The 8,532-nt window shown below is 72.3% G+C and carries 6 protein-coding genes and 1 pseudogene; all 7 read left to right on the top strand.

Going from position 1 to position 8,532, the window contains the following annotated elements:
- Window positions 1-159 precede the first annotated feature (159 nt).
- Window positions 160-846 (top strand): ribulose-phosphate 3-epimerase, encoded by a 687-nt coding sequence (gene rpe / locus HW445_RS11150; protein WP_180220866.1) that lies wholly within the window; start codon window positions 160-162, stop codon window positions 844-846.
- A 110-nt stretch (window positions 847-956) separates the two neighbouring features.
- Window positions 957-2,000 carry a sugar-binding transcriptional regulator gene (locus HW445_RS11155; protein WP_180220867.1) on the top strand — a complete coding sequence of 348 codons (1,044 nt, stop codon included), beginning with the start codon at window positions 957-959 and terminating at the stop codon, window positions 1,998-2,000.
- A gap of 360 nt (window positions 2,001-2,360) precedes the next feature.
- Entirely contained in the window at window positions 2,361-5,825 is a 3,465-nt protein-coding gene (locus HW445_RS11160) for a S8 family serine peptidase (RefSeq protein WP_218956843.1), read from the top strand.
- An 84-nt stretch (window positions 5,826-5,909) separates the two neighbouring features.
- Window positions 5,910-6,164, top strand: coding sequence for a helix-turn-helix transcriptional regulator (locus HW445_RS11165; RefSeq protein ID WP_257230998.1), 255 nt, complete (start codon window positions 5,910-5,912; stop codon window positions 6,162-6,164).
- Between the two features lie 125 nt (window positions 6,165-6,289).
- Window positions 6,290-7,732, top strand: a complete 1,443-nt coding sequence (locus HW445_RS11170; protein WP_180220868.1) for a GuaB1 family IMP dehydrogenase-related protein — start codon at window positions 6,290-6,292, stop codon at window positions 7,730-7,732.
- A 48-nt stretch (window positions 7,733-7,780) separates the two neighbouring features.
- Window positions 7,781-8,245, top strand: coding sequence for an Lrp/AsnC family transcriptional regulator (locus HW445_RS11175; protein WP_180220869.1), 465 nt, complete (start codon window positions 7,781-7,783; stop codon window positions 8,243-8,245).
- A 59-nt stretch (window positions 8,246-8,304) separates the two neighbouring features.
- Window positions 8,305-8,532 (top strand): annotated as a pseudogene (locus HW445_RS11180) (MFS transporter); the annotation flags it as partial.

An 8,532-nucleotide genomic window follows, 5' to 3' on the forward strand; every position in this document is an offset into this window, starting at 1 on the left:
TGCACGGCACCGACGCCATGTATCTGGCACTCGTGCGCCGCCTCGCGTGACGACCGCGCGCGGGGCGCGGCCCGGACCGCGCCCCGCCCGGGTGCCCGGGCGGAAATCAGGAGGTACCCGGATGCCCCCGAACGGTCTGCGCCATGGCAGGCTGTGGGCATGGCCGTGCAGATCAACCCGAGCATCCTCTCCGCCGACTTCGCGCGTCTCGCCGACGAGGCGGAGGCGGTCGCGGGAGCCGACTGGCTCCACGTCGACGTGATGGACAACCACTTCGTGCCCAACCTGACCCTCGGCGTGCCGGTGGTCGAGTCCCTGGCGCGGGCGACCGACACTCCGCTGGACTGTCATCTGATGATCGAGCAGCCGGACCGCTGGGCCCCGCAGTACGTGGAGGCCGGGGCCGGGTCCGTCACCTTCCACGTGGAGGCCGCCGCCGCGCCGGTCCGGCTGGCGCGGGAGATCCGTGCCAAGGGTGCCCGCGCCTCCATGGCACTGCGCCCGGCCACGCCGATCGAGCCCTACGAGGACCTGCTCCCGGAGCTCGACATGCTGCTGATCATGACGGTCGAGCCGGGCTTCGGCGGACAGGCGTTCCTCGACATCATGCTGCCGAAGATCCGCCGCACCCGTGAGCTGATCTCCAAGCACGGCCTCGAGCTGTGGCTGCAGATCGACGGCGGTGTCTCGGCGTCCACCATCGAGCGCTGCGCCGAGGCGGGCGCGGACGTGTTCGTGGCGGGCTCCGCGGTGTACGGCGCCGAGGACCCGGCCGAGGCGGTCCGCGCGCTGCGGGCGAAGGCGGAATCGGCCACCGCCTCCGCGTCCTGGGCGTGCGCCCACTGAGCGAAGGCCGGCGCGCCCCGGGCGGGAGCCAGGCCAACAGAACGTGAACGACGCCCGTAGGGGCGGACCCGTCCTGCCACATCTGCAAGGATGGACGGCAGGTCCAAGATGTGAACAGCAGTGAGGAGAGCGCCGTGTCGGGTATGTCGGCGGGCCGGTCAGCCATGCGGATGGGACCCGCTGAGCTGGTGCAGGCGGCGGCCATGGCCCGCCGCTTCTACCTCGAGGGGAAATCCAAGATCCAGATCGCCGAGGAGTTCGGCGTGAGCCGCTTCAAGGTGGCGCGGGTCCTGGAGACCGCCCTCGAGAGGGACCTCGTGCGGATCGAGATCCGTGTCCCGGCCGAACTGGACGCCGAGCGCTCCGACGCGCTCCGTGCCCGGTACGGCCTGCGGCACGCCGTCGTGGTCGAGTCCCCCGCCGAGGCCCAGGACTCCCCGGACCCGGAGAACCTCGGCGAGGTCGCCGCGGACCTCCTCGGTGAGCTGGTCGACGAGGGGGACGTCCTGGGGCTGGCCTGGGGCCGGTCCACCATCCACATGGCGGTGGCGCTCAACAAGCTGCCGCAGTGCACGGTGGTCCAGCTGACCGGCGTCTACGACGCCGGGACCGCCGAGCGCGGCTCGGTGGAGGCGGTGCGGCGCGCCGCCCAGGTGTCGGGCGGCGACGCCCACCCCATCTACGCGCCGATGCTGCTGCCCGACGCCGCCACCGCGGCCGCGCTGCGCAACCAGACCGGAATCGCCCGGGCCTTCGAGTACTTCGACAAGGTCACCGTCGCCTGTGTCTCGATCGGTTCGTGGGACCCGGGCGTGTCCACGGTGCACGACATGCTCAGCGACGAGGAGCGGGAGCACTACGCCTCGCTGGGCGTCGCGGCGGAGATGTCGGCGCACCTCTTCGACGCACAGGGCCGGCGGGTCGGCCGGGACCTGGGCGAACGGTGCATCACGGTGAAGGCGGAGCAGCTGCGCCGGATCCCCGAGGTGGTCGCCATCGCGGGAGGCGCCCGCAAGGGCGCCGCCATCGACGCGGTGCTCCGGTCCGGCCTGGTGACCAGCCTGGTGACCGACACCTCGGTCGCCGACTACCTGCTGACCGCGGGCCCGGCGCCCACCCCCGCCCTCAACCGGGCGGACCCGGACGGCATGTGACGTCCTCCCCTCCCGTCCGGAGAACCCGGTCGGTGTTCCGACGGCCCGCGCTCCGGCGCGGGCCGTCCGCGTTCTCCGGGGTGGCCGCCGCTACCCCGGCCGCAGCGGATCCATTCCCCCGGCGGCGGGTTGGCGACTTTGGGCCAGCACCGCACGGAAGGCGCATTCCGTTCTTGTGCGGTCATGCACATGATCGAAGAATGGCCCGGTTGCCGGGCCCAAGACTGCCCGGCTCCGGCGTTCCGTCACTCAGCACGACTGCAGCAAGTCGGGGCGGGAGATCCCCGCCGCACGTGGGATGGAGACCTGTTGAGACCGAACCGGAGACCGTTCAGAGCCGCTCTCGTGGCCCTGACGTCCATGGCACTGCTGCCCCTCGGCGCCCTCGCCGCCGCCGCGCCGGCGGCGGCCGCCGACGAGAGCCTGCCGGCCAAGGCGGAGAAGAAGGTCCTCGAGGAGTTCGAGGACGGGGGGAAGACCACCTTCTGGGTGAACCTCGGGCAGGACGCGGACCTGACCAGGGCCAACAGGCTCACCGGCAAGTCCGCCCGCGGCGCCGAGGTGCTGCGCTCCAAGAAGGAGACCGCGAAGGAGAGCCAGGCCGACGTCCTCTCGATCGCCAAGGAGAACGGCGCGGAGGCCCGCTCCTTCTGGATCATCAACACGGTCCAGGTGACCGCCACCGAGGCGGTGGCGAAGAAGATCGCGGAACTGCCCGAGGTCGAGTCGATCCGGGCCGACCGGGAGATCAAGCTCGACGAGCCCATGAAGGGCGAGCGGCAGAACACCGTCTCCGGCGTCGAGTGGAACATCGACGCCGTCAACGCCCCCGACGTCTGGGCGGGCCTCGGGGTCCGCGGCGAGGGCGTCGTCGTCGCCAACGTCGACAGCGGCGTCGACCACACCCACGCGGCCGTGGCCGGCGCCTACCGCGGGAACAACGGCGACGGGACCTTCAGCCACGACTACAACTGGTTCGACCCGGCCGCGGTCTGCGCCGGCGGCAACCCGTGCGACAACAACGGCCACGGCACCCACACCATGGGCACCATGGTCGGCGACGACGGAGGCGCCAACCAGATCGGCGTGGCCCCCGGCGCCACCTGGATAGCCGCCAAGGGCTGCGAGACCAACTCCTGCTCCGACGCCTCCCTGCTGGCCTCCGGCGAGTGGATCGTCGCCCCGACCGACCGCGCCGGCGACAACCCGCGGCCGGACCTGGCGCCCGACGTGGTGAACAACTCCTGGGGCGGCAGCGGCTTCGACAACTGGTACCAGGAGATCGTCGACGCATGGCGCGCCGCGGGCATCTTCCCCGCGTTCTCCAACGGCAACTCCGGATCCTCCTGCAACACCTCGGGCTCGCCGGGCACCTACATCTCCAGCTACTCCACCGGCGCCTTCGACGTGAACGGCACCATCGCCACGTTCTCGTCCCGCGGCCCCGGTGAGGCCGGCACGGTCAAGCCGAACATCGCCGCGCCCGGCGTCAACGTCCGCTCCTCCGTCCCGGGCGGTTACAGCAGCTTCAACGGCACCTCCATGGCCTCCCCGCACACCGCGGGCGCCGTCGCCCTGATCTGGTCGGCCTCGCCCCAGATGCTCGGTGACGTCGAGGCCACCGAGGCCCTGCTCGACCAGACGGCCGTCGACACCGAGAACCTGCAGTGCGGCGGCACCGCCGAACGCAACAACGTGTTCGGCGAGGGCAAGCTCGACGCGCTCGCCGCGGTCGAGAACGCGCCGCGCGGCGCGGTGGGCTCCCTGTCCGGCACCGTGACCTCCGGCGGCGAGCCGGTGGCCGGCGCGCGGATCGTCGTGGACGGACCCATCGACCGCTCCGTCACCTCCGGCGCGGACGGCGGCTACGAGCTGCCCGTCCTGTCGGTCGGCGAGTACACGCTGACCGCCTCGAAGTACGGCTACCTGAACGGCACCGCCCAGGTCACCGTCACCGAGGGGGCCGCCGCCTCCGCCGCGATCGAGATGGACCAGGCCCCGTCCTCCACCGTCTCGGGCACCGTCTCCTCCGCCGAGGGCCCGGTCGCCGGCGCCACCGTCTCCTTCCAGGGCACCCCGGTCTCCGCCACCACGGAGGAGGACGGCACGTACTCCGCCGTCATCCCCGACGGCGACTACACCGTCGAAGCCGTCTCCTCCTCCCTCTGCCTGTCCAGGGCGACCGAGGAGATCACCGTCGGCGACGACCTGACGCTCGACATCACCCTGCCCGCCCGGAAGGACTCCTTCGGCATGGCCTGCTCCACGGGCTCCGCCGACTGGGTCGCCGGCGACACCCCGGTGGCCCTCACCGGCGACGACGCCGCGGCGGCGGTGACCCTGCCGTTCTCCTTCCCGCTGTACGGCACCCGGTACGCCTCCGGTCACCTCAACACCAACGGCGTGCTGACGTTCGGCGGCAGCTCCACCGCCTACTCCAACGTCGCCCTCCCGGCCGCCGCCGCCCCGAACGCGGCCCTCTACCCGTTCTGGGACGACCTGGCGGTCACCGCCGCGGGCTCGGTCCACACCAAGTCCTACGGCGAGGCCCCGAACCGCAAGTTCCTGGTGGAATGGCGCGACGTCGCCCCGCGCGGCACCACCACCTACTTCTCCTTCTCGGTGGAGCTCAGCGAGAGCGGCGACATCACCTACCGGTACAAGGACGTCCCGGAGGGCAACGCCCGCCTCCAGGGCAGCAGCGCCACCGTCGGCATCGAGAACGCCAACGGCACCGTCGCCCTCCAGTACGCGTACAACCAGGCGGTGCTCAAGGACGGGCTGAGCATCACCTTCCGCGACACCAGCGCCCGGATCCAGGGCGTGGTCACCGACGCCAACGACGGCCTGCCCGTCGACGGCGCCACGGTCGAGGCCGGCGGGGTCACCGCGGTCACCGGTGCCACCGGCGGATACACCCTGCGGGTTCCCGAGGGGCGGACCGAGGTCGTCGTCCAGGCTCCCGCCTACGGCGCCTTCGCGAAGACCGTCGAGGTCGGCTCCGGCGAACTGGTCGAGGTCAGCGCCGCCCTCACCACCGGCGACGTCAGCGCCTCCGTCGGGAAGCTCGACGTCGTCGTCCCGCTGGGCGAGGGCCGCGAGCGGAGCCTCACGCTCGGCAACGACGGCTCGGCGACGGACTTCACGGTCACCGAGAACGCGGACTGGCTGACCCTGGACGGCGCCGCCGGCACCCTCGCCGAGGGCGCCCGGGCCGAGGTCGGCCTCGCCGTCTCCACGGAGGGACTGACCGCCGGCCAGGTCTACACGACCGAGGTCACCGTCCACTCGCTCTCCGGCCGGGCCCCCGAGGTCACCGTCCCGGTCACCCTGGTGGTGCCGGGCTACAGCAGGGCGCTCGACGCCGGGGCCGCCACCGCCCCGGGCACGGACTCCGACGGGGCCTCCTGGATCGCGGACCGTGAGTACAGGGACGGCTCCTACGGCTGGGTCGGCAGGTCCACCGTCAGCCGGATCTCCGGCGGCATCGCGGGCACCGAGGACGACGCCCGCTTCGCCACCGCCCGCGAGGGCGCGCTGGAGTACCGCTTCGACGACGTCGTGGACGGCGTCTACGAGATCGAGGTGGACCTCGCGGAGATCGGCGGCAAGGCGCCCGGCAAGCGCGTCTTCGACATCATGGCCGAGGGCAGGACCGTCGTGGACAACGTCGACATCGCCCTGGAGACCGGCCAGCGGACCGCGCTCACCAAGACCTTCCAGGTCACGGTGACCGACGGCCAGCTGAACCTGCGCTTCGTCGCCGGTGAGGGCAAGACGCTCGTCAACGCGCTGAAGGTCACCGAACGCCCCGACCTGAGCTGATGCGACGCCCCTGGGGCCCGTCCCGCCGCAGCCGGCGGCGGGACGGGCCCCAGGGCGTACGCGGTGTGGGAGAGGAGAAAGCGGATGGAAGCACACGGGGGCCACGCCGGAGGCCTGGACTCGCAGATCCTGCGCATGCTGCTCGACGGCTACACCGACACGACGGTCGCCCTGCGCCTGGGCGTCGGGCGGCGGACGGTGCAGCGACGGATCCGGCAGATGATGGACACCGCGGGCGTCAACACCCGCATCCAGCTCGGCTGGCACGCCAGGGAGCACTTCCCGCTCCTCGACCCGTGCCGGCCCGCACCCACTCCTGGTAGGAAGGTACAAGGCTGAGGGACGGGTTCCGGATGATCCGCCTCTGGTTCCCCCGGCCCCCGCCGGGGGAACCTGAAGTACGTGCCTTTTTCCCTCGGCGGTCCACGCCGCAGGGCCGTATCTTGTGTTTTCGGGATGTGCACGTGCGATTCCTCAACGACGTCCAGCCGACGTACGACCTCACCTACGACGACGTCTTCATGGTTCCGAGCCGCTCCTCCGTCGGCTCCCGTCAGGCCGTCGACCTCTCCTCGCCGGACGGCACCGGCACCACGGTTCCGCTGGTCGTCGCCAACATGACCGCCGTCGCCGGCCGCCGCATGGCGGAGACCGTCGCCCGCCGCGGCGGCCTGGTGGTCATCCCCCAGGACATCCCGATCGAGGTCGTCACCGAGGTCGTCGGCTGGGTCAAGAGCCGCCACCTCGTGCTCGACACGCCTATCGTGCTCTCCCCGCACCAGACCGTCGCCGACGCGCTCGCCCTGCTGCCCAAGCGGGCGCACAACGCCGGCGTGGTCGTCGACGCCGAGTACAAGCCGGTCGGCGTGGTCACCGACCGCGACCTCTCCGGCGTCGACCGGTTCACCCAGCTGGCCCAGGTCATGTCCCGTGACCTGCTGCTGCTGGACGCCGACATCGACCCCCGCGAGGCGTTCAACACCCTCGACTCCGCCAACCGCCGCTACGCCCCCGCGGTCGACGCCGAGGGCCGCCTGGCCGGCATCCTCACCCGCAAGGGCGCGCTGCGCGCCACCCTGTACACCCCCGCCGTCGACGGGCAGGGCCGGCTCCGCGTGGCCGCCGCCGTCGGCATCAACGGCGACGTCGCGGGGAAGGCCGCGCAGCTGCTCGAGGCCGGGGTCGACACCCTCGTCATCGACACCGCGCACGGCCACCAGGAGTCGATGATCGGCGCCGTCCGCACCGTCCGGGCCCTCGACCCGAAGGTGCCGGTCGTCGCCGGCAACGTCGTCTCCGCGCAGGGCGTGCGCGACCTGATCGAGGCGGGCGCCGACATCGTGAAGGTGGGCGTCGGCCCGGGCGCCATGTGCACCACCCGGATGATGACCGGCGTGGGCCGCCCGCAGTTCTCCGCCGTCCTGGAGTGCGCCGCCGAGGCGCGCAGGCACGGCAAGCACGTCTGGGCCGACGGCGGCGTCCGCCACCCGCGCGACGTGGCGATGGCCCTCGCGGCCGGCGCGTCCAACGTGATGGTCGGCTCCTGGTTCGCCGGCACCTACGAGTCCCCCGGCGACCTCCAGCAGGCCCCCGACGGGCGGCTCTACAAGGAGTCCTTCGGCATGGCCTCGGCCCGCGCGGTGGCCAACCGCACCTCCGAGGAGTCCGCCTACGACCGCGCCCGCAAGGGCCTGTTCGAGGAGGGCATCTCCACCTCGCGGATGTTCCTCGACCCGGCGCGGCCGGGCGTGGAGGACCTCCTCGACTCGGTCGTCGCGGGCGTCCGCTCCTCCTGCACCTACGCGGGCGCGGGCGACCTGGCGGAGTTCGCCGACAGGGCCGTGGTCGGCGTCCAGAGCGCGGCGGGCTACGCCGAGGGCAAGCCGCTGCACGCCAGCTGGAACTGATCTGTTCTACTGCCCGTACAGCCCTCGTACGGAAGTGATCCACCCGCCTTGCTGAACCAGCTCGACGAACGCATCGTGCGCGCCCTCGCCGAGGACGCGCGCCGGTCCTACGCCGACATCGGCCAGATGGTCGGCCTGTCCGCGCCCGCCGTGAAGCGACGGGTGGACCGGCTGCGGGCGACCGGAGTGATCACCGGGTTCACGGTCCGCGTGGACCCGGCCGCGCTCGGCTGGTCCACCGAGGGCCTGGTCGAGGTCTACTGCCGCGGCAACACCTCGCCGGAGACCATCCGGCGCGGCCTGGAGCGCTATCCCGAGGTCGTGTCCGCCTCCACCGTCACGGGGGAGGCGGACGCCGTGGTCCAGGTGTTCGCCGCGGACATGCGCCACTTCGAACAGGTGCTGGAACGGATCGCGGGGGAGCCGTTCGTCGAGCGGACCAAATCGGTGCTCGTCCTTTCCCCCCTTCTCCGGCGCTTCTCCGGCGGTTCCGGGCTACCCTCGACGGTATGAAGCGCCGACGACATTGACCTTCCGAGGCCGCGCGTGACCGCCGTCGCCTGACGGCGGCGTTGTACGGCTACTCCTTCCTGGGCGACTGCGTCGTCCTGTACCCGGTGTACGCGCTGCTCTTCGCCGACGCCGGGCTCTCCGTGGGGCAGGTCTCCTCCCTCTTCGCACTGTGGGCGGTCAGCGGCGTCCTCGCCGAGGCTCCGTCCGGGGCGTGGGCGGACGCCCACTCGCGCCGTGCCGCGCTGCGCGCCGGACCGCTGCTGACCGCGGCGGGATTCGCGCTCTGG

Source organism: Streptomyces sp. UH6, assembly GCF_013421635.1.
GTDB lineage: Bacteria > Actinomycetota > Actinomycetes > Streptomycetales > Streptomycetaceae > Streptomyces > Streptomyces abyssomicinicus.